This is a genomic window from Saccharothrix deserti, assembly GCF_009769385.1.
Lineage (GTDB): Bacteria > Actinomycetota > Actinomycetes > Mycobacteriales > Pseudonocardiaceae > Actinosynnema > Actinosynnema deserti.
In genome coordinates this window covers 41,237-61,263 of sequence record NZ_ML775963.1, presented here as the reverse complement: position 1 = coordinate 61,263, position 20,027 = coordinate 41,237, and the positions used below count along the sequence as shown (strand labels likewise).

The following is a 20,027-nucleotide window of genomic DNA, read 5'->3' as shown; positions in this document are numbered from 1 at the left end:
AGGTACTGGTCGTGAGGACTGTGCAGAGGCGCTTCACCCTGATCGGCGCGGCTGTCGCGACAGTGGCACTGCTGGTGGCGGGCTGCGGCACCGGCCCCAGCCACGTCGGCTCGGCCGCGATCGTCGGAGACACCGTGCTGCCGCTGGAGCGGGTCCAGCAGCGGCTGGACGTCGTGCTCAAGAAGGAGCCCGAGGCCCAGAAGCTGCACGACCAGCGCAAACTCGACCAGGTCGCGCGTCAGCTGGTGACCCTGGGCGTGCAGCACGAGCTGATCGAGCGGGCCGCGCAGCGCGAGGGCATCACGGTGTCCGAGGAGGCGGTGACCGAGTCGGTCGACCAGGCCGGCGGCGCCGAGCTGGCCTCGCAGAACACCGTGTACGACGCGACGACGTTCCGGGAGCGGGCCAAGGACCAGCTGCTGCTGGTCGAGCTGGCGCGCAAGTACGTGGACCGGATGGAAGTCACGTTCGACTACTTCTTCGCCAAGGACAACACCGAGGCCGTCGAGAAGGCCAAGCAGGTGGCGGCGGACCCGGACAAGATGGCCGAGTTCGTCGCCGACGCGCCGCAGAGCGTGGAGGGCCAGACGCTGTCGAAGCAGGGGCAGCGGGTGCGGTCGGCCGAGTCGCCGCAGGCCGCCCAGTCGCCGCTGTTCGGCGTCGCGCCGGGCACGGTCGTGGCGTTCGCGCCGGACCCGGGCAGCGCGCAGTGGATCGTCGCGTACGTGACGGACCGCAAGACCGACGTGCGGACGTCCGGCGAGTCGTCCACCGAGCAGTTGACGCCGCAGCTGCTGGAGCAGATCGGGCTGCGGCTCGTGCAGACGCTCGCCGGCGACCCGGAGATCCAGGTCAACCCCCGCTACGGCCTGTGGGACGGCACCGCGATCTCGCTGGCGCCCAGCGAGGGTGAGATGAGCGGCTACCAGGCGACCGCGCGGCAGACGTCCCCGTGACCGTTGTCCTCGTCGGCACCACGCCGGTCCTGCCCGCCGCCGCGCTACCCGCTCTGCGGGGCGCGGCGGCGGTGTACGCGGGGGAGGGTGTTGATGCGCTCCTGTGGTCGGCCGAGCCGGTTTCCGCCTTCACGCCGGGGCCGTCGGTCGTCCTCCTCACGACGAACCTGAACGAACCGGCCGCGCTGTCCCTGATCTCGGCGGGTTCTCCGGTGATCCGCACCCCGGCCGTGCCGCTGCTGGACGCGGCGGCCGTGATGGACCGGCTGCGTTCGCCCGGCGGGTGCCCTTGGGACGCCGAACAGGACCACAAGTCGCTCCGCCAGTACCTCGTCGAGGAGACGTACGAGCTGCTGGAGGCCATCGAGGACGGCGACCGCGCGGCGTTGCGGGAGGAACTCGGCGACGTGCTGCTGCAGGTCCTGTTCCACGCCCGGATCGCCGCGGAGGACGCCGAGGACCCGTTCGGCATCGACGAGGTGGCCGGTGACCTGGTCGCCAAGCTGGTCGGACGGCACCCGCACGTGTTCGAGGGCAACGACCCGGCCGTGCACGACGCGACGTCCCAGCAGCACCGCTGGGAAGAGCTGAAGCAGGTGGAGAAGCAGCGCGAGTCCAGTGTGGACGGTGTCGCGACCGGTCAGCCCGCGGTGGCGTTGGCCGGGAAGCTGGCGCAGCGGGTCGCGCGGGCCGGGTTCCCGGTGGACCTGCTGCCGGAGGGCGACGACACCGGCACGACGTTGTTCGCGGTGGCCGCGCTGGCGAAGCTGGCCGGCGAGGACCCGGAGACGGAACTGCGCGCCGTGGCCCGCCGGTTCGAGGCGAACGTGCGCGCCGCCGAACGGGCCGCCCGCGCGGCCGGCCTCACCACCCTGACCGCCGAGGGCTGGCGCGCCCACTGGCCCGCCTGAGCCGGCCGCGGTCCGGTGATCAAGCGGCGGTCGATCGGCTGTCGAGCGGTGATCAAGCGGCGGTCGAGCGGTGATCAAGCGTTGAGCGGGGACGACCCGGTGTCGACCTTTGGTATCGATGTTGCGGCAAGCTGCACGGGGTGGCACAGGCCCGGGTGAACGGGACGCTAACGTCGAGAGGGTGACCGAGGCCTACCTCCGCTTCCCGCACCTGCACGGCAACCTCGTGACGTTCGTGGCCGAGGACGATGTGTGGCTCGCCCCCGTCGACGGCGGCCGGGCCTGGCGGGTGACCGCCGACCAGGTGCCGGTGTCGTTCCCCCGCTTCGACCCGACCGGCACCCGGATCGCCTGGACCAGTCGTCGTGACGGCGCGCCCGAGGTGCACCTGGCGCCGGTGGAGGGCGGCGAGGCCACCCGGCTCACCTACTGGGGCGACTACTCGACCACCGTCCGCGCCTGGACGTCCGCCGGCGAGGTCGTCGCGGTCACGTCCACCGGCCAGGCGTCCACCAACCGGCAGTGGGCGCACGCGCTCCCGACCGACGGCGGCCCGCCGCGCCGGCTGCCCTTCGGCTGGGTGGACGACGTGTCGTTCGGGCCGTCCGGGCAGGTGGTCGTCACCTCCGTCTACCGCCACGACCCCGCCTGGTGGAAGCGCTACCGCGGTGGCGCGGCGGGCAAGTTGTGGGTCGACACCGCCGGTGACGGCGAGTTCGTGCGGATCCTGCCCGAGCTGACGTCCTCGTTGACCTCGCCGATGTGGATCGGGGACCGGATCGCGTTCCTGTCCGACCACGAGGGCGTCGGTAGTTTGTACTCGGTATCCCCGGACGGGTCGGACCTGCGGCGGCACACCGAGCAGGAGTTCTACGCGCGGGTCGCGTCGAGCGACGGTGAGCGGATCGTCTGGCAGCACGCGGGCGAGCTGTGGATCGTGGACAACCTGCAAGATGCCGAGCCGCGCCGGCTGGAGATCGCGCTGGGCGGCCCCCGCACCGGCCGCAGGCCGCGCCCCGTCCCCTCCCGGCCGGACGACTACCACCCGGACAAGACCGGCCGCGCCAGCGTGGTCGAGGTGCGCGGCACCGTGCACTGGGTGACCCACCGGGACGGTCCGGTGCGGGCGTTGGCCGAACAGCCCGGCGTCCGGGCACGGCTGCCGCGCGTCGTCGGCGACAACGTCGTGTGGGTGACCGACGCGGACGGCGAGGAGGGCCTGGAGTTCTCCCCGGTCGGCGGCGTCGAACCGGGCAACGAGCCGCGCCGCGTCGCGGTCGGCAAGCTCGGCCGGGTGCTGGAACTGGCCGTCTCGCCGGACGCCCGCCGCCTCGCGATCGCCACGCACGACGGGCGTCTGCTGCTGGTCGACGTCGAGTCCGGCGAGGTGCGCGAAGTCCTGAAGGGCGCGAACCCGCACGTCAGCGACTTGGCGTTCGCGCCGGACTCGAACTGGCTGGCCTGGTCGCACCCCGGACCGCGCCCGCTCCAGCACATCCGGATGACCAACACCACCGACCTGTCCGTGGTGGACGTGACGCCGCTGCGGTTCTCCGACTTCTCGCCGACGTTCACCGAGGACGGCCGCTACCTGGCGTTCCTGTCGGTCCGCAGCTTCGACCCGGTGTACGACGCGCACGTGTTCGACCTGTCGTTCCCGACCGGCTGCCGCCCCTACCTGCTGCCGCTCGCCGCGACCACCCCGTCGCCGTTCGACCCGCTGCGCCTGGGCCGGCCGGTCGGCGACGACTCGTCCGACAAGGACAAGGAGAAGGACGACGAGAACCCGATCACGGTCGTCGACCTGGAGGGCTTGGCCGACCGGGTGGTGACGGTGCCGGTCGCCGCCGCCAGCTACTCCGGGCTGACCGCCGCGAAGGGCGGGCTGCTGTGGCTGCGGTCGCCGTTGCGCGGGGTGCTGGGCGACAACCTCGCCGACCCGACCGCCCGTCCGCCGCGGGCCGTGCTGGAGCGGTTCGACCTGGCGAAGTCGCGCACCGAGACGCTGGTGGACGGCGTGGACTCGTTCGACGTGACCGGTGACGGGCAGCGGATGGTCGTGCAGGACGGCGGCGACCTGCGGGTGGTGCCGACCGACCGGAAGGTCGACTCGGACGACAACGACTCGGTGGACGTCGACCTGTCGCGCATCCGGGTGGTGGTGGACCGGGCCGCCGAGTGGCGGCAGGCGTACGCCGAGGCCGGGCGGCTGATGCGGGACCACTTCTGGCGCACCGACATGGGCGGCGTGGACTGGGCGGGCGTGCTGGAGCGCTACCGGCCGCTGGTGGACCGGCTCGGCAGCTACAACGACCTGGTGGACCTGCTGTGGGAGGTGCAGGGCGAGCTGGGGACGTCCCACGCGTACGTGATCCCGTCCGGCGGGTCGCGGGGGCGTGTGGTCGGGTTGCTCGGCGCGGACCTCGAACGGGACGAGGCGGGCGCGTGGCGGGTCGTGCGGGTGATCCCGGGTGAGACGTCGGACCCGGCGGCGCGGTCGCCGTTGGCGGCTCCGGGGGTCGCGGTGCGGGCCGGTGACGCGATCGCGGCCGTCGACGGGCGGCAGGTCGACCCGCTGACCGGTCCCGCGCCGCTGCTGGTCGGCACGGCGGGCAAGCCGGTGGAGCTGACGGTGCGGCCGCGTGGCGGTGGTGAGCCGCGACGAGTGGTGGTCGTGCCGCTGGAGGACGACGAGCCGTTGCGGTACCACGCCTGGGTGGCCGACCGGCGGGCGCGCGTGCACTCGCTGTCCGAGGGGCGGGTCGGGTACCTGCACGTGCCGGACATGATGGGCGCCGGCTGGGCGCAGCTGCACCGCGACCTGCGGGTGGAGCTGGCGCGTGAGGCGGTCGTGCTGGACGTGCGGGAGAACGGCGGCGGGCACACGTCCGAGCTGGTGGTGGAGAAGCTGGGGCGCAAGATCATCGGCTGGTCGGTGGCCCGCGGGTACACGACCGCGGACAGCTACCCCGGTGACGCGCCGCGCGGGCCGGTGGTGGCGATCGCGGACGAGTTCGCCGGGTCCGACGGGGACATCGTGAACGTGGCGATCAAGGAGATGGGCATCGGGCCGGTCGTCGGCACCCGCACGTGGGGTGGCGTGATCGGTATCGACATGCAGTACCACCTGGTCGACGGGACGTTGGTGACGCAGCCCCGGTACGCGACGTGGTTCGCCGGGCCGGGGTGGGGCGTGGAGAACCACGGCGTCGACCCGGACGTCGAGGTGGTGATCACGCCGCAGGACCGGGTGGCCGGTCGTGACCCGCAGTTGGACACGGCGGTGCGGCTGGCCCTGGAGGCGTTGGCGTCGCGTCCGGCGGCCACTCCGCCGCAGCTCCCGCCCCTCACCTGAGCAAGACCACCCGGGCGTGTGACGCCGAGGTGGTTGCGGCTGGTGGCCCGATCCCGATCAATGAGTAGCACGCAGGATCGTGGTCGGGGGTTCGGTGAGTCATCGCGAGTTTCCGCGCAGTGGGCGCGGGTGTTTTTCGGCAGTCGTCGTGTTGCCGTTGGTCGCCGTGGGCGGGGTGGCGGCGCTGGTGTTGACCGTCGGTCAACCCGAGTCGCCACCGCACGAGTCGGGTAGTCAGGTGGACGTGACGGGCCGCCAGACGCTGGTGAGCGTCCGCACCAGCGTGCCGCCCGTCCCGGTGCCCCAGGCGGGCCAACCGTCCCAGCCGGGCCAACCACCGGACCGCCGGGAGATCCACAAGGGCAAGACACCGCCGTCCGGCAAACCGTCCACACCGGACGGCACGCCGCACCCCGCCTTCCCGCCTGTCCCAGGTGTACCGGGCGTACCGGGCGTGCCACCGCCGTTCGCGACACTCCTGCCACCGGAGCCGTCTTCGTGGACGTTGAGCCCCAAGCCGACGCCCACCACCACAACCGTTCCCACCACCACCCAACCGCCGGCCACCACCACGCCCTCACAACCGCCCCTGGACCCGACCCAGCCCGACCACTCCACCGCACCCACGTCCCCCGGCACGAGCCCCCCGACCACCGAACCCACCCCCACCCCAACTCCCACCCCACCAACCCCCTAACCCCAAGCGCCGAACCCTCCGCCCCCGAGAGTCGAACGCTCAAGTCCCGAGAGTCGAACGCTCACGTGCCGTGAGTCGAACACTCAGGTGCCGTGAGTCCTACGTTCAGAACGCGTGTGTCCTACCTTCGCAACACGTGTGTCCTACATTCGGGACAGGGACCGACGCACCTGAGTGTTGAACTCAGGTGCTCTGAACGTAGGACTCTCGCTACGCGAACGTAGGACACACGCGTTCTGGAGGTTCGACTCTCGGCGCCTGAACGTAGGACTCTCGGGTTGGTCAGGGGAAAGGGGTGTCGCCCCAGTGGCCGCCCTCGCGCACGCCGGGCGGGACGGCGAAGTGGCCGGAGCCGTTGTGCTCCAGGTACTCCATCATCTCGTCCTTGGTGGCCAGCGCCGTCTGCATCGGCACGAACTGCGCGCCCGTGTCCCGGTTGAAGCAGATGAAGAACAGCCCCGCGTCGAGGTGCCCGAGCCCGTCCGACCCGTCGGTGAAGTTGTAGCCACGCCGCAGGATGCGCACGCCGCCCAAGTGCTCGGCCGACGCGAGCCGCACGTGCGCCACCTCGCCGACGCCCTTGGTGCGCCCGACGATCGCCTCCTGCTCGGCCAACGACGTCCGGTCCCAGATCTCGACGTGCATCCGGATCCGCCGTGCCACCAGGTGCGTGCCGCCGACGAGCCAGTCCGGCCCGTCGCCGGGCGCGACCCACACGTGCGTGCGCAGCGCGTCGCCGTCCTCGGCCTTGACGTTGTTCGTTCCGTCCTTGAACCCGAACAGGTTGCGCGGTGTGACCTGCGACGTCGACGTGGACGACGTGCGGCCGAACCCGAGCTGCGACCAGCGCACCGCCACCCGCCCGAACCCGATCCGGACGAGGTTGCGGATCGCGTGCACGGCCACCTGCGGGTCGTTCGCGCACGCCTGGACGCACAGGTCGCCACCGGTCCGCCGCGGGTCCAGGTCGTCACCGGGGAACCTCGGCAGGTCGATCAGCTTCGCCGGCTTGAGCGAGCTCAACCCGAACCGGTCGTCGAACAGCGACGGCCCGAACCCGATGGTCAACGTCAACGCGGACGCCGGCAGGTCCAACGCCTCACCGGTGTCCTTCGGCGGCGCCTGCACGTTGCCGCCGACCGCACCGCCCTCGGCCGCCTCCAGCCCCGCCGTCATCCGACGCGCCGCCTCGGTCCACTCCTTCAGCAACGAGACCAGCTCGGCACGCTTGGTCGTGGTCACGTCCAGCGCCACGAAGTGCATCCGGTCCTGCGCGGGCGTGACGATCCCGGCCTGGTGCTCCCCGTGGAACGGCACCGCCTCCGCACCGGTCAGCCGCACCTCGTCACCCGAGCCACCCGAGCCACCAGAGCCACCCGACCCGGACGCCGACAACGCGCCCGCCGCCGCACCCGCGCCCGCCAGCGCGACACCCGCCCCGGCGAACCCGAGGAGCCTCCGTCGAGGGACCCCGGTCACTGCGACACCACCTCGGCGACCTTGCTGATCGGCTCACCGAGCGCGTCCACCGCCGCGGCCAGCGCCTTGACCTCGTCCTCGGTCAGCTCGGTGTAGAGCTTGAAACCGTCACCGGCGCGGTGCGTCTCCAGCTGCGAGTTCACGTACCGCTGGTAGCTCTTGGTGGCCTCGGCGAGCTTGGCGTTCGTGTCGGTGGACTTCTTGCCGTCACCCGAAACGGTGAACTCGCCGCGGATGCCGTCGCCCTTCATGCCGGGCTTGCACGCGGTCTGGAGCCTGCCCGCCTCGGTGACCTCCACGATCAGCCGTCTGGTCAGGCCGGGGCCGATGTTCTCCACCTCGCCGAGGATCCGGTCGCCCTCGGCGTACAGGTAGAACTCGGTGACCTTGGTGCCCTTGTTGGTCACCTCGAACGTCACGTTGCCGGTGTTCGCGGTGTTGCGGGCGACCTTGCAGGCGTCGTCGGATGCCTCGACGGCGATGGGACCGTCGGCCCCGGCGGGCGCGGCCTGGTTGCCGCAGGCGGCGAGCAGGAGCGGCGAGCAGGAGCAGTGAGCCGAGGGCAGTGGCGCGGACGGCCGAGTTGCGGACCGCAGTGGGAACGGACACGGGTGGGTCTCCGGTTTCAGCTCTTCGCCGCGACGCGCGGGCGGATCAGGAACAGCGGCAGGACGATCACGACGTACGCGGTCCAGGCGGTGGCTTGGAGCACGGTGGTGCGCTGCGAGTAGTTGAAGATGCCCTTGAGCAGCGCCCCGTACCAGGAGTCCTCGGGGATGGTCTCGCTCAGGTCGAACGCGAGCGTGTCGAGGCCGGGCAGGATCGCGGCTTCCTGGAGGTCGTGCAGGCCGTAGGCGAGCACGACCGCCGCGACGAACACCAGCAGCGCGCCGGTCCAGGTGAAGAACTTGCCGAGGTCTAAGCGGATCGCACCCCGGTAGAGCAGGTAGGCGAGCGCGATCGCGGTGCCGATGCCGATCAGGAACCCGATCATCGGCTGGGTCGTGCTGCCCGCGCTCTGCACGCTGGAGTAGAAGAAGACGGCGGTCTCCAGGCCTTCACGCCCGACCGCGAGGAACGCCAGGGTGACGACGGCGGCCGGGCGTCGTCCTCACGGGAGTTGACTACCAAGGCCCGTCGAACTTAGGCAAGGCTAGGCTGTCCGTCTAGAGGTTCAAACGGGGGCTCAACCTGCGAAAACGGTCATCGGGGACGTATCGCGGTGTGATCCGGGCCCGGCCGGGCCACAAACCCGTAGCCTGGGGTGGTGGTTGTCCCGCCGACGTCGAAGTCCCAGCCGCGCCCTCCCGCCCGCGGCGGTGCGGGCAACTTCGTCGGACGCCTGGCGCTGGTGCTGCTCCTGCTGGCCTTCGTGGCCGGTGGCGCGTGGGCCCTGGGCACGTTCAACCGACTCGGTCCGAGGACCGCCGTCGACCCGCCGTTCCCGATCCCGTTCCAGGCGGTCGAACCGGGCGTCGCCGCGCCGGGCTCGGCGGGTGAGCTGCCGGCCGGTCAACCACAGGCGTCACCCGCCGTCACGGGCACCGCCGAACCCCTCACCGCGTGGGCGGCTGCTTTAGCCGAGAAAACCGACATCCCGCCCCGCGCCCTGCGCGCCTACGCCATCGCCGACCTGCTGATGCGCGCCCAGAAGCCCGCCTGCCGGGTGTCGTGGGCGACGCTGGCGGGCATCGGCAGGGTCGAGTCGCGGCACGGCACCATCGGCGGCCGGAGCCTCGGCGAGGACGGCAGACCGTCGCGCCCGATCACCGGCGTCCCGCTCGACGGCTCACCGGGTGTGAAGGCGATCCCCGACAGCGACGGCGGCACCCTGGACGGCGACACCACCTGGGACCGCGCGGTCGGCCCGATGCAGTTCATCCCGACCACCTGGGCCCGCTACGCGGTCCGCGCCAACGGCGACGGCCAGGCCCCGGACCCGCACAACATCGACGACGCCGCCCTCACCGCCGCCCGCTACCTCTGCTCGGGCACCCGGGACCTGGCCACCGGCGCGGGCTGGTGGGCCGCGGTCCTCGATTACAACAACTCGACCGAATACGGTCAGAACGTCTTCAGCGGAGCCGACGCCTACGCCCGCGCCAGCCTCGGCTGACCGTTCCGCGGTCAGGCGTGATTCCAGCCGAACAGCCGGGTGAACAACGCGTCCTGTTCGAGGCTGTGTTCCAGGTGCACTTCCGCGACCCGGTCGGCCAGTTCGGACGTCACCCGTTCGTCGTGGTCGAGCCCGGCCAGGTCGTCCGGTGTCATGTTCTTGTCCGCACACCACCGCGCCAGCGCTTCCAGTCCGTTGACGGAGGCGACGAACGGCCGCTGTTCCCGGTGCTGCCAGGCTTTCGCGAATTCGGTCAGCATCCCGTCGGCGAACATTTGCAACGCCCGGGTGCGCAATTGGGTGAAATGAGCCGATTCGTCCCGCACGCCGAGCACCTGGGCGGTCAGGTGGAACGGGAACCGGCCGCGGCAGTCGGCGAACCGGCGCAGCAGCGACATCGAGCCGCCCTCGACCACGACGAGCGGGTGGTGCCTGGTCAACGCCTCGACCCGGAGCAGCAGCGCCTGTGCCGCCAGGTGGGACGGGTAATCGCCGTCCGACACCGTCCGGGCGCCGAGGTGGTAGCGGCGGGGTCCGTCCGGGTCGGTGAACCGCGCGCTGGTGACGGGCAGGTCCACGTAGCACTGGATCCGGTCGGCGACCACCACCGGCGCTTTCCGCTTGGTGGCCAATTCGACCGCCACTTCCGTTTTGCCGGTTCCGGTGGCGCCGACGATGAGGTGGACTTGGGGCGGCTTGGAGGAATCGTCCGATTTCACTGCTTCGCTCCCTCGCGACGAGCCGACGAATGCCTTTCGCATTCGGACGGTACGCCGGGAGGGGTTTCCGTTTTGAGGGCTATGCCGGGGAATTCGCGTGATGCCCGGAAACGCGTTCCAGCTTATACGGATTCTTAACGCCGACCAGTGCGCGGAAAGCGTTGGCGGGGACGGCGTTGCGGGCGTGGTGCTGCGGGGATGGCGTTGCGGACATGGCGTTGCGGGGATGGCGTTGCGGGGATGGCGTTGCGGGGATGGCGTCGGGGGCCGACCCGGTGGGCGTCAGCGGTCGCGTTCGACCGCGAGGCGGGCGCTGACCTCGCCCAACGCCTCTTGGTACTCCGGTGACGGGTTCATCGCCGCCGCGATCCGCAGCTGCGTCAACGCCTCGGTCAACCGGCTCTGCCGCTGCAACGTCCGACCCAGCGCGAACCGCGCGTAGTGGTCGCTCGGATCGATCTCCACGACCTTCCGGAACGCCGCCTCGGCGCGGACGAACTGGGCCGAACCCAGGTAGGCCCGTCCCGCGAGCAGCTGCACGCTCGCCCGGTTCGGCGCCGCTTCGAGCACGACCCGCAGCTCGCGCAACGCCTCCAGCGGTCGGCGTTTCGCGAGCAGCTCCTCGGCTCGGCGGAACGCCTCGAAGGTGCTGTCCGTCATGGTTCGATCAACGCTACCCGCGCATCCGGTCGCAGTACGACAGCCGACCGGATGAAGGGACGGGCGTGTCACATCACGAGAGCGCCGTGCAGCCGGTCCAGCACGGGCTTGACCGACGCGGGTTGCTCCACATGGGCGTTGTGACCGACCCCTGGCAGGACTATTCCACCCGGCTGCGCCGCTCTCAGGTGCTCCGGCGGGCACATGTCGTCCGACTCGCCGGCCGCCAGCACCACCGGCGCCTTCGCCACCGCCAGCAACCCCGCCACGTCCGGCTCGCCCACCCCGAACGCCGCCGGGTCCAACGCCGCCCGCCAGCCGCCGTCCACCTCGACCACGCCGTCCTCCAACGGCACACCGGCCAGCCGGGACGCCCACGCCGACGCCTCCTCGCGCGTTCCGAACACCCGAGCGGGCTTCGCGGCCAGCGACGCCGCCCGCCCGAGCTCCTCCGACGTCCACCGGAGCTTGATCCCCAACCCGCCCGCGGCCCGCACGTCCACCCCGAACCACCCGCTGGCCAGCGTCAACGCCACCACGCCACCCAACGAGTGCCCCAGCACCGCCACCGGCCCCGAACCGATCGCCGACGCCACCGAAGCCGCCAACGACCCGAACGAGTACCGCTCCGGAACCGGAGACCGACCGTGCCCCGGCAGATCCACCGCCAACCACGACCCGGGCCACGAATCCGCAGCTCCACGCCACACCGACCCGGTCGCACCCAGCCCGTGCAGCAGCACCAGCAGCGGCCCGTCCCCACCCCGCGTCACGTGAACCACGCGTGAATCCCTTCCGACCGGCGCCCCAACAACCGAGCCGGGGCCGTCCCACACCTTGCACCAACTAGGCTCGACACCGATACACAGATGGTCTGACGAGGGAGCGCACGTGGCGGTCATCGAGCAGGTCGGCGCCCGCGAGATCCTGGACTCGCGAGGCAACCCGACCGTCGAGGTAGAGGTGGCGTTGGACGACGGCACGCTGGAGCGCGCCGCGGTCCCGTCCGGCGCGTCGACCGGCGAGCACGAGGCGGTCGAGCTGCGGGACGGCGACCCCAAGCGCTACCTGGGCAAGGGCGTCGAGCGCGCGGTCACGGCGGTGCTCGACGAGATCGGTCCCGAGCTGGTCGGCATCGAGGCCGTCGAGCAGCGCGTGGTGGACCAGAAGCTGGTCGACCTGGACGGCACCCCGGACAAGTCCCGCCTGGGCGCGAACGCCATCCTCGGCGTGTCGCTCGCCGTGGCGAAGGCGGCGGCGGCGTCCAGCGGCCTGGAGCTGTTCCGGTACGTCGGCGGCCCGAACGCGCACGTCCTGCCGGTGCCGATGCTCAACATCCTCAACGGTGGCGCGCACGCCGACACCGATGTGGACATCCAGGAGTTCATGATCGCGCCGATCGGCGCGGAGAGCTTCCGCGAGGCCCTGCGCTGGGGCGCCGAGACGTACCACGCGCTGAAGTCCGTGCTGAAGTCGAAGGGCCTGGGCACCGGCCTGGGCGACGAGGGCGGCTTCGCGCCGTCCCTGTCGAGCAACCGCGACGCGCTCGACCTGATCCTGGTCGCGATCGAGAAGGCCGGCTTCACGCCGGGCCGCGACATCGCGCTCGCCCTGGACGTGGCCGCCACCGAGTTCTACTCCGACGGCGCCTACACGTTCGAGAAGACCAAGCGCAGCGCCGAGCAGATGACCGGCTACTACACCGAGCTGGTCAATGCCTACCCGATGGTGTCGATCGAGGACCCGCTGTCCGAGGACGACTGGGACGGCTGGGTGCAGATGACCGCCGAGCTGGGCGAGCGCGTGCAGATCGTCGGCGACGACCTGTTCGTGACCAACCCGGAGCGGCTGGAGGAGGGCATCTCCCGCCGCGCGGCGAACGCGCTGCTGGTGAAGGTCAACCAGATCGGCACGCTGTCCGAGACGCTGGACGCGGTCGCGCTGGCCACGTCCTACGGCTACAAGTCGATGATGTCGCACCGGTCCGGCGAGACCGAGGACACCACGATCGCCGACCTCGCGGTGGCCGTCGGCGCGGGCCAGATCAAGACCGGCGCCCCCGCCCGCGGTGAGCGCACCGCGAAGTACAACCAGCTCCTGCGCATCGAGGAGGCCCTGGGCGACGCCGCGCGCTACGCCGGTGACCTGGCCTTCCCGCGGTACACGCCGGAGAGCTGATGGCTCGACGGGAACGGGACCCTCGGCGTGGCCGCGACGGCACGCCGAGGGCCCGCCCTGCGCGGGCACAGGCCCGCGACGGTGAACCCCGAAAGGGTGAGCCGCGGAAGGCCGAGCCGCGTCGAGGCGAGCCGCGCAAGGGCGAGCCGCGCAAGGCGGGGTCTCGGAAGCCGGGGACGCAGTCGGCGAGCAGGAGCGAGGCACCGCCCCGCACGCGCCCGGCCACCCGCAAGCCGCAGTCCAGGGCCCGGACCAGGGCGGGCGCGGGCACCGGCGGCGCGTTCGGCATGACCGGCACCCGCCGCGCCGCGTTGCTGGCGATGGTGGTGTGCGCGCTGGCGTTGAGCATCGCCGTGCCGCTGCAGACGTACCTGGCGCAACGCGAGGAACTGCGCGAGGTCAACGCCTCGCAGGAGACCCTGCGCGCCGAGGTCTCCCAACTGGAGCAGCGCAAGCAGGAACTGGCCGACCCGGCCCACGTGGAGGCCGAGGCACGACGCCGGCTGCACTACGTGCGACCCGGTGAGACGCCCTACATCGTGCAGCTCCCCGGTGACGCGGAGCGCGAACTGGACGAACAGCGACCGGCCACCAAACCGGCCGAGGACAAGGCGTGGTACGAGCAGTTGTGGGATTCGGTGGCGGCACGATGACGGTGAGCGACGAGGACCGGGCGGCGGTCGCGGCGCAGTTGGGCCGCGCGCCCCGTGGCATGCGGGAGGTCGCCGCGCGGTGCCCCAGCGGGCACCCGGCGGTCGTGCAGACCAGCCCCCGGTTGGAGGACGGCACCCCGTTCCCCACCCTGTACTACCTGACCTGCTCGCGGTTGAACTCCTACGTCAGCAGGCTCGAAGGGGCCGGGCTGATGAAGGAGATGACCGACCGGTTGGCCGTGGACGAAGAGCTGGCGGAGCGCTACCGCCACGCCCACGAGTCCTACCTGGCCGAACGGGACGCGATCGAACCGCTCGGCACGACCGTCACCGCGGGCGGCATGCCCAGCCGGGTCAAGTGCCTGCACGTCCACGTGGCGCACTCGCTGGCCGTCGGCCGGGGCGTGAACCCGTTCGGCGACGAGGCCCTGGACCTGCTCGCGCAGTGGTGGCCTAGCGGGGAATGCGCGTCAACGGTGAATAACTGACCGTACGGGCAGTTCTTTGGACATAAAGCCGGCGCACGCCCGTGACACGGCCGTTCTTATCAGGCAGGCTGGGTTACGGGCCGGGTGACGACTATTGGGGAGTTCGTGGCTGTGCCGAAGTCGAAGCGTCGGGGGCGGAAGCGGACCGAGGTCCATCCGGGCACGATGACGCCACGGCAATGGGGCTTCGCCGCCACGGCCACGGCCGCGATGCTGGTCCCCGCGCTGCTGCACGGCGTGAGCCCGATCGACTGGGTCAACCTCGCCAACCCGTCCGAGGTCGAGGCCATCCCGCCCGGCCCCGGTGACGTGCTCGGCACGCTCGCCCTCAAGGACAGCGGGAAGCTCGGCGCGACCGGCAAGCTGCCCGAGACCGACGAACTGAGCGCGGAACTGCTCTCCGACGCCGACGACCCGTCGGAGTTCGAGGACGACCTGCCCCCGTTGGAGGGCGGGTTCCTGCGCGAGGGCCAGCACGGCATCCCCGGTGTCGTGCTCGACGCGTACATGCGGGCGGCGGACCGGCTCGCCCAGACCACGCCCGGGTGCAACCTGGACTGGCCGTTGCTGGCGAGCATCGGCCGCATCGAATCCGGCCACGCCCGCGGCGGTCGGGTGACCGAGGACGGCACCACGGTCGACCCGATCGTCGGTCCCGTGCTCAACGGCGGTCAGGGCGTCGCGGCGATCCCCGACTCGGACGACGGCCGGTACGACGGCGACTCCACGTGGGACCGGGCTGTCGGCCCGATGCAGTTCATCCCGACCACGTGGGCCGGTTATGCCGCCGACGGCAACGAGGACGGCGAGCGGAACCCGAACAACATCTACGACGCCACCGTCGGCGCGGGCAACTACCTGTGCGCGTACGGGGCGAATCTGGGCGATCCGGTGCAGCGCGCGCGTTCGGTGTTCCGCTACAACCAGTCCGAAGAGTACGTACGGACGGTGTTGTACTGGGCGGACGTGTACGCGAACGGCGTGACCCCGCTGCCCGACCTGGTCGGCTCGGACGACGACTTCGGGCAGGGCCTGAACAACGGCACCCCGCCTGGCACCACGCCTCCCGGTACCACCCCGCCTGGTACGACGCCGCCGCCGTCGCAGGGCACGTCGAACCCGCCGACCACGACCACCACGAGCCGTCCCGGCGTGACGATCACCGTGGTGCCGACCGCGCCGACGAGCACCACGACACCGCCGGTGTGCCCCACGCCGCCGACGAGCACGACGACCAGCACGAGCACGACGGCGCCCACCACGACGCCCTCGATCCCGCCGGGCTGCCCGACGCCGACCACTACCACCACTACCACCACGACGACTACGACGACTACGACGACCGAGGCCGCCAGCAGCCCGGCCGAGACGACTCCGGCCCAGACGACTCCGGCCCAGACGACTCCGGCCCAGACGACTCCGGCGCAGACCACCGTGCCCGGTAGCACGTCGGGTGGGAGTTCCGACGGTTCCTCGTTGTCGTCCTTCTCCTCCGGGGAGTCGTCGATGACGTCGTCTACGACGACTACGACGACGCCGACCACCACCACGACTACGACCACGACGACTACGACTACGACAACGCCGACCACCACCACCACCACGACTACGACGACTACGACGACCGAGGCCGCCAGCAGCCCGGCCGAGACGACTCCGGCGCAGACGTCCCCGGCGCAGACCACTGTGCCTGGTAGCACGTCGGGTGGGAGTTCCGGCGGTTCCTCGTTGTCGTCCTTCTCCGCCCGGTCGTCGTCGATGACGTCGTCCATGAAGGCCGTCTGAGCCCGGCACGCCCCAGCTCGAACCCCTCGTTCGGGCCGCTGAGCCTGCCGCACCCCCGGCGCGACCGCCCGAAATTGTCGGACCTCTCTGGCAAGATAAAAGCAGGGGTCCCCTTGGCGAGGACCCCTGCGAAGCACGACCGCACACCACGTCGGCGCTGTTCGTGGACGGCGGCGGCGCCGACTCAGGGCGGTGGCGCCGGTTCGGAGCGGTGGCGGACGTGGCCGGGGCCAGGGTGGTGCGGCGACTAGTCTGCTGGGAGCAGCACCAACCGGCAGGGAAGGAAACCGGGCATGGCACGCGTGGCCGCGATCGATTGCGGGACCAACTCGATCCGCCTGCTGGTCGCCGACGTGACCACTTCGGACACTGGTGAACGGTGGCTGCGCGACGTGCACCGCGAGATGCGCGTAGTCCGGCTCGGACAAGGCGTCGACGCCACCGGCGAACTGCACCCCGACGCCATCGCCCGCACCCGCGCCGCGCTCATCGACTACACGAACGTGTTGCGCCGCAAGGGAACCGAACGCGTCCGCATGGTGGCGACCTCCGCCACCCGGGACGCCGCCAACAAAGCCGCCTTCTTCGACATGACCCGTGAAGTCCTCGGCGTCGAAGCCGAGGTCATCACCGGCGACGAGGAAGCCCGCCTCTCGTTCACCGGCGCGGTGTCCGATCTGGACGCCGACGAAGGCCCGTTCCTGGTCTCCGACATCGGAGGCGGGTCCACTGAACTGGTCCTGGGCACGTGGGACGGCGTACGCGGCGAAGTCGAGGCCGCACGTTCCGTCGACATCGGCTGCGTCCGGCTCACCGAACGCTGCCTGCACACAGATCCGCCGACCGAAGCCGAGGTCGAGGACGCGGTCCGGGTGACCAGGGACGTCCTGGCCGAGGCGTTCGCCGCCGTGCCCACCGCCAAGACCAAGACGTGGATCGGCGTGGCCGGTACCGTCACGACCCTCGTCGCCCTGACCAAGGAACTACCCCGGTACGACCCGGAAGTGATCCACCTCGCCCGCGTGAGCATCGACCAGATCCGCGAGACCACCGCCAAGCTGCTCACCATGAGTCACGACGAGCGCGCCGCACTGGGCCCCATGCACCCAGGTCGCGTGGACGTGATCTGCGGCGGCGCACTGATCGTCCGCACACTGGCCGACCACCTGGAATCGCAGGGCGTGACCGAACTGGTCGCCAGCGAGCACGACATTCTCGACGGCATCGCGTTCGCCATCGCCTGACAACACCCCACCGCGCCGCACCCCACCGCGCCGGTCCACTGGTCGCACCCCCGTCGCGCCGGCCGCACCTCGTCGACCGCACCCATGCCGCGCCGACCTCACCCCCGCCGCGCGATCCGCCGCACTAGCGAATGCCGCGAACACCCGCCGAGCTTCCGCACAGAACCGCTTGACATCCGCGACGTCCGGCTCCTCACCGCTATCCATCATCCGCGCCTGTCCCGCCGCGAGCCGTTCCTCTTGGCCTGCGGCGGGACAGGGTGGGTGTGCGCGGGTGGCCAGGGCTGGCGGGTGGTCGGAGGCAACCGAGTGTCGAACCCGAGTGTCGAACCCAGGTGTCGAACCCCGGGTGTCGAACCGGGGGTCGATGGGCTCGGGTGTCTCTGCCTACGGGTCCCGCCGTGTGCGCCGCCTCCATATTTCCGGCAACGAATCCGGCGATGACATTGATCCCGTTCGACGGCCGGTTAGCACGTCCAGGTGATCTTGGTGAAGTCCATTCACATCCTGGACCCCACCGCAGACCTAGCGGTTCGAGGCGGATTGGACGAACTCGGCCAAGTCCTTCGACTGCTGCACCCGTGACGGCTCGTGCACGTACATCATATGTCCGGCGGGGTAGTAGGCGGCCTCGATGTTGGTGTGCAGTTCCTCCGGGATCTGCAAGTGCGCCACCACGTGCTCGGCCGCGTAGTAAGGCGTCGCACCATCCAGGTACCCGTATGCGATGTGCACCCGCAGGTGGGGGTTGGCGCGCATCGCCGACGACAGCTTGTTCGCCACCGTCACGTGCACCCCCTCGAACTCCTTGAACGACCAGGGCCGCACGTTCATCGTCAAGATCTCGTACGGCAAGTCGTTCTCGTACTCCAACTCCGCCCGCACGTAGTGGTTCAACGCCGCCGTGTACGGCCCGAGGATCGCCGAGTACGAGGGGTCCTCGCTGAAGTGCTCCCGACCGTAATCCCCGTCCGGCCCGGTGAACCGCGAGTCCAACCGCCCGACGACCTTGCGCTCCGACCGCAGCAACTCGGTGAAGAACCGCACGTGCTCGATCCGCAGGTTCACCCGGTCCACGTAGTCCTCGCTGAGACCGGTGAGCCGCGCCAGCCGCGCCACCACGTCCGCACGCTCCTCTGTGGACAGTCGGCTGCCACGCGCCAGCGCCCACGGGTAATCGCGCGACGCGAAGTCCTCCGCCTCGGCCAGCACCTCCTCCAGAGGACGCGACCCGTGCAGCCCGTGGTAGTGCGCGATCGCCGCGTAAGTCGGCATGAACAACGTGTGCGGCAGGTCGTTGCCCTCGCTGAAGTCCAACGTCGCGAAGTCCAGCACCGACGAGATGAGCATCAACCCGTTGAGGTACATCCCGTACCGCGATTGCAGGTACTCGGCCAACCCGGCCGCCCGCGTCGTGCCGTACGACTCGCCGGCCAGGAACTTCGGCGACATCCACCGCCCGTTGCGCGACGTCCACAACCGGATGACCTCGCCGACCGACTCCAGATCGCCCTGGAACCCGTGGTACTGGTCGGGCTTCTCGCCCTTCACCGCCCGTGAGTACCCGGTGGACACCGGGTCGATGAACACGAGGTCGCTGTGCGCGAGCAGCGTCTCGGCGTTGTCGACCACCTCGTACGGCGGCGGCGTGAGGGAACCGACGTCACCGGACACCACCCGGCGCGGCCCGAGCAGCCCGAGGTGCAGCCACACGCTGGACGAACCGGGCCCGCCGTTGAACGCGAACGTCACCGGCCGCTTCCCCGGGTCGGCCCCGTCCAACGTGTACGCGGTGACGAAGACCTCCGCCTTCGGCTGGTGCCCGTCGAACTTGCCCTCGGTCAGCACCTCCTGGCGCAACACCACCCGGCCGGTGGTCGTGGTGTAGTTCAACTTGCGCCGCTTGACGGTGATGCTGTGCTGGGTGGTGACGAGGTCGTCGGCCGGGAGGTCCTTCTCGTCGCCGAGATCGTCCTTGGCGGTCTTCTCGTCGCCGTTGTCCTTGTCGGTCATGGTCGAACTCTACGATCGGAGTCGCGGTCGGTGCTCCCGCTTTCCGCTCTTGACGAACGGGTTACCAGTTGCCGGGCATGCCCGCGGTTGGTGGCGTGGCGCGAGGAGGTGGCGCGGGTCAAGCGGGCGGCGTTCCGGGATCAGGAGTACTGGGGACGTCCGGTGCCGGGTTTCGGACCGGCCGACGCCTCCCTCGCGATCATCGGCCTGGCCCCGGCCGCGCACGGAGCCAACCGCACGGGCCGCATGTTCACCGGGGACCGTTCCGGTGACTTCCTGTACGCCGCGATGCACGCGGTCGGCCTGGCGACCCAGCCGACGTCGACCCACGTCGACGACGGCCTCCAGCTGATCGGCACCCGGATCACGGCCCCGGTGAAGTGCGCGCCGCCGGAGAACAAGCCGACCCCGGAGGAACGCGACAACTGCCGTCCGTGGTTGATTCGGGAACTCGAACTGCTCCGCCCGACGTTGCGCGCGGTGCTCGCGCTGGGCGCGTTCGGCTGGCAGGCGGTGCTGCCGGTGCTGGCCGCGTGCTGGCAGGTGCCCCGCCCGCGTCCCGTCTTCGGCCACGGGGTGCGCTACACACTGGCCGCGCAGGACGGCGGCGCGCCACTGCACCTGTTCGGCGCGTACCACGTGAGCCAGCAGAACACGTTCACCGGCAAGCTCACCCAACCGATGCTCCAGGACGTCCTGCGCGCGGCGGCGCACGCGAGCGGGCTCCTCACCAACGAGTGACACGGGTACGGTCGACAACCGGTGTTCCGCAA

At 70.9% G+C, this 20,027-nt stretch carries 17 protein-coding genes and 1 pseudogene; 10 read left to right on the top strand and 8 right to left on the bottom strand.

Annotation, left to right across the window (positions count from 1 at the left end; translation table 11 throughout):
• Positions 1-11 precede the first annotated feature (11 nt).
• The 3 genes from FM051_RS08965 to FM051_RS08955 all read left to right on the top strand — a co-directional run bounded on the left by FM051_RS08965 (position 12) and on the right by FM051_RS08955 (position 5,222).
• Complete coding sequence (locus FM051_RS08965; RefSeq protein WP_158842452.1) at positions 12-956, top strand: SurA N-terminal domain-containing protein; 945 nt, start codon at positions 12-14, stop codon at positions 954-956.
• On the top strand, positions 953-1,867 hold the full coding sequence (locus tag FM051_RS08960; RefSeq protein ID WP_158842451.1) for a nucleoside triphosphate pyrophosphohydrolase: 915 nt from the start codon (positions 953-955) through the stop codon (positions 1,865-1,867). The genes FM051_RS08965 and FM051_RS08960 overlap by 4 nt, the downstream gene beginning before the upstream one ends.
• 181 nt (positions 1,868-2,048) lie before the next feature.
• Positions 2,049-5,222, top strand: a complete 3,174-nt coding sequence (locus tag FM051_RS08955; protein ID WP_202918750.1) for a S41 family peptidase — start codon at positions 2,049-2,051, stop codon at positions 5,220-5,222.
• A gap of 234 nt (positions 5,223-5,456) precedes the next feature.
• Here FM051_RS08955 and FM051_RS08950 read toward each other — a convergent pair whose 3' ends face one another.
• The 4 genes and pseudogenes from FM051_RS08950 to FM051_RS08935 all read right to left on the bottom strand — a co-directional run.
• Positions 5,457-5,876, bottom strand: coding sequence for a hypothetical protein (locus FM051_RS08950; protein ID WP_158842449.1), 420 nt, complete (start codon positions 5,874-5,876; stop codon positions 5,457-5,459).
• Positions 5,877-6,201: 325 nt separating this feature from the next.
• A complete protein-coding gene (locus tag FM051_RS08945; RefSeq protein WP_158842448.1) occupies positions 6,202-7,398 on the bottom strand; it encodes a Dyp-type peroxidase in 1,197 nt (398 codons plus the stop codon).
• Positions 7,395-7,880 carry a cupredoxin domain-containing protein gene (locus FM051_RS08940; RefSeq protein WP_420803579.1) on the bottom strand — a complete coding sequence of 162 codons (486 nt, stop codon included), beginning with the start codon at positions 7,878-7,880 and terminating at the stop codon, positions 7,395-7,397. The genes FM051_RS08945 and FM051_RS08940 overlap by 4 nt, the downstream gene beginning before the upstream one ends.
• 143 nt (positions 7,881-8,023) lie before the next feature.
• A pseudogene (locus FM051_RS08935) lies at positions 8,024-8,500 on the bottom strand (FTR1 family iron permease); the annotation flags it as partial.
• Between the two features lie 165 nt (positions 8,501-8,665).
• Between FM051_RS08935 and FM051_RS51580 the strand changes: the two are divergent.
• A complete protein-coding gene (locus FM051_RS51580; protein ID WP_238412246.1) occupies positions 8,666-9,514 on the top strand; it encodes a lytic transglycosylase domain-containing protein in 849 nt (282 codons plus the stop codon).
• An 11-nt stretch (positions 9,515-9,525) separates the two neighbouring features.
• Here the strand turns inward: FM051_RS51580 and FM051_RS08925 are convergent, their stop codons facing one another.
• The 3 genes from FM051_RS08925 to FM051_RS08915 form a co-directional block, all read right to left on the bottom strand.
• Positions 9,526-10,233: an isopentenyl transferase family protein gene (locus FM051_RS08925; protein WP_158842447.1), complete on the bottom strand. Its 708-nt coding sequence runs from the start codon at positions 10,231-10,233 to the stop codon at positions 9,526-9,528.
• Between the two features lie 282 nt (positions 10,234-10,515).
• Positions 10,516-10,893: a tetratricopeptide repeat protein gene (locus FM051_RS08920; RefSeq protein ID WP_158842446.1), complete on the bottom strand. Its 378-nt coding sequence runs from the start codon at positions 10,891-10,893 to the stop codon at positions 10,516-10,518.
• A 68-nt stretch (positions 10,894-10,961) separates the two neighbouring features.
• Positions 10,962-11,675, bottom strand: a complete 714-nt coding sequence (locus FM051_RS08915; RefSeq protein WP_238412245.1) for an alpha/beta fold hydrolase — start codon at positions 11,673-11,675, stop codon at positions 10,962-10,964.
• Between the two features lie 109 nt (positions 11,676-11,784).
• Between FM051_RS08915 and eno the strand changes: the two genes are divergently transcribed.
• The 5 genes from eno to FM051_RS08890 all read left to right on the top strand — a co-directional run bounded on the left by eno (position 11,785) and on the right by FM051_RS08890 (position 17,241).
• Positions 11,785-13,071 carry a phosphopyruvate hydratase gene (gene eno, locus FM051_RS08910; RefSeq protein WP_158842444.1) on the top strand — a complete coding sequence of 429 codons (1,287 nt, stop codon included), beginning with the start codon at positions 11,785-11,787 and terminating at the stop codon, positions 13,069-13,071.
• Entirely contained in the window at positions 13,071-13,724 is a 654-nt protein-coding gene (locus FM051_RS51575) for an FtsB family cell division protein (RefSeq protein ID WP_238412244.1), read from the top strand. Before eno ends, FM051_RS51575 begins: the two co-directional genes overlap by 1 nt.
• A complete protein-coding gene (locus FM051_RS08900; protein ID WP_158842443.1) occupies positions 13,721-14,212 on the top strand; it encodes a DUF501 domain-containing protein in 492 nt (163 codons plus the stop codon). The genes FM051_RS51575 and FM051_RS08900 overlap by 4 nt, the downstream gene beginning before the upstream one ends.
• A 165-nt stretch (positions 14,213-14,377) precedes the next feature.
• The gene (locus FM051_RS08895) at positions 14,378-15,997 is read left to right on the top strand and encodes a lytic transglycosylase domain-containing protein (protein WP_158842442.1); all 1,620 of its coding nucleotides are present in this window, start codon (positions 14,378-14,380) and stop codon (positions 15,995-15,997) included.
• A 293-nt stretch (positions 15,998-16,290) separates the two neighbouring features.
• Positions 16,291-17,241 (top strand): Ppx/GppA phosphatase family protein, encoded by a 951-nt coding sequence (locus FM051_RS08890; RefSeq protein ID WP_158842441.1) that lies wholly within the window; start codon positions 16,291-16,293, stop codon positions 17,239-17,241.
• 525 nt (positions 17,242-17,766) lie between these two features.
• On the opposite strand, the gene FM051_RS08885 is transcribed toward FM051_RS08890, so the two are convergent.
• Positions 17,767-19,254, bottom strand: a complete 1,488-nt coding sequence (locus tag FM051_RS08885; RefSeq protein WP_158842440.1) for a S10 family peptidase — start codon at positions 19,252-19,254, stop codon at positions 17,767-17,769.
• Between the two features lie 30 nt (positions 19,255-19,284).
• On the opposite strand from FM051_RS08885, the gene FM051_RS08880 reads away from it, so the two are divergent.
• Positions 19,285-19,995, top strand: a complete 711-nt coding sequence (locus FM051_RS08880) for a uracil-DNA glycosylase (RefSeq protein ID WP_158842439.1) — start codon at positions 19,285-19,287, stop codon at positions 19,993-19,995.
• Positions 19,996-20,027 lie beyond the last annotated feature (32 nt).